We start from the raw sequence: 1192 nt of genomic DNA, 5'->3' as shown, positions 1-1192 counted from the left end.
GATTTATGCAAAAGCTTTTGCTGATGCAGTGCTTGAAGGTTCTTCAAAAGGTGGTGAGTACGTTGAAGTGGCGGAAGAGTCAGCGGCATCTGAAGAAGGCGAAAAAGCAGCAGAGTAATCTTTCTGTAAGCGTTTTCTTATAAAGTGCTCAAGGGTCGGTTTTCCGGCCCTTGTTTTCATTCGTTATTAATAATGCTTCGGTTCTTATTTGGTTGAAGGTGTGTTCCGCTTGCGAACATTTTAGCGCCTTTTGGGCCCAGGTAATGGAAGCAAATTTTTTAATTTTACAGCCGCTTGGGTTGTAACGGTAAAGAGGAATTGACATGGCCGCTATTAGCGCATCAATGGTAAAAGAACTTCGTGAGCGTACAGGTCTTGGTATGCTTGAGTGTAAAAAAGCACTTGCTGAAGTAGACGGTGATATCGAAAAGGCAATTGAAGAGTTGCGTAAGAAAAGTGGTATGAAGGCAGCTAAGAAAGCTGGCCGTACAGCTGCTGAAGGTGTGGTTGTGGCTAAAGTATCTGCTGACAACGCTTCTGCAATGTTAGTTGAAATTAACTCTGAGACTGACTTTGCTGCTAAGAACGAAGGTTTCCTTGCGTTTGCAAATAACGTAGCAGGCGCTGCATTTGAAGCAGGTTCTACTGATGTTGCTGGTCTTCTTGATTCAGAGCGTGAAGCTTTGGTTCAGAAAATTGGTGAGAACATTTCTCCTCGTCGTGCTGTTAAGTCTGAAGGTGAAGTTGTGGGTGCTTATGTTCACTCTAACAATCGAATTGCTTCGATTGTTGCGCTTAAAGGTGGTACGCCTGAGTTGGCAAGAGATATCGCTATGCATGCAACAGCGGTTAATCCTCGTGTTCTTAACCCTGAAGATATGCCTGAAGAAGAGTTGAATAAAGAGAAGGATATCATTAAGGCTCAGCCTGATATGGAAGGTAAGCCAGATGCGATCGTCGAGAAAATGATGGGTGGTCGTATTAAGAAATTCCTTAAGGAAAACAGCTTGGTTGAGCAGCCTTTCGTTAAGAATCCTGAAGTTACAGTTGGCCAGTTGGCTAAAGATGGCGGTGCAGAAGTTGTTTCTTTTGTCCGTATCGAAGTAGGTGAAGGTATTGAGGTTGAAGAGGCTGACTTCGCTGCAGAGGTTGCGGCTCAGCTTAAAGGCTAATTTAGTCTGTTTACATGGGT

The 1192-nt window shown here is 43.9% G+C and carries 1 protein-coding gene; it reads left to right on the top strand.

The window, feature by feature from the left end:
- Positions 1-323 precede the first annotated feature (323 nt).
- Positions 324-1172 (top strand): translation elongation factor Ts, encoded by an 849-nt coding sequence (gene tsf, locus A3766_RS25290; protein ID WP_068508228.1) that lies wholly within the window; start codon positions 324-326, stop codon positions 1170-1172.
- The last annotated feature ends 20 nt before the right edge of the window (positions 1173-1192 follow it).

The sequence above is a fragment of the Oleiphilus sp. HI0132 genome, from assembly GCF_001635845.1.
This window is presented reverse-complemented; position numbering and strand designations above follow the sequence as displayed.